Origin of the sequence: Tepidibacillus infernus (genome assembly GCF_048898065.1) — a bacterium.
Lineage (GTDB): Bacteria > Bacillota > Bacilli > Tepidibacillales > Tepidibacillaceae > Tepidibacillus_B > Tepidibacillus_B infernus.
On record NZ_JBLWFI010000088.1, the window covers coordinates 1 to 245 of the forward strand.

Genomic DNA, 245 nt, shown 5'->3' on the forward strand with positions numbered 1-245 from the left:
ATTTTGTGAATTTCTAATGCTAACCTATACGATAATTGATATATCCTTAAATCAGTATAGTGCTTTATCACATTTACCCTCTCTTTCCGACTTCTGACCTCTGAATACTGACCTCCGTATCCATAGCTTCGGTGATACGTTTAGCCCCGGTACATTTTCGGCGCAGAGTCACTCGACCAGTGAGCTATTACGCACTCTTTGAATGGTGGCTGCTTCTAAGCCAACATCCTGGTTGTCTGTGCAAC

Annotated in this window: 1 rRNA gene; it reads right to left on the reverse strand. The window is 42.9% G+C overall.

The features are described from left to right. Positions 1-120: 120 nt before the first annotated feature. Positions 121-245, reverse strand: a 23S ribosomal RNA gene (locus TEPIDINF_RS15115); the annotation flags it as partial.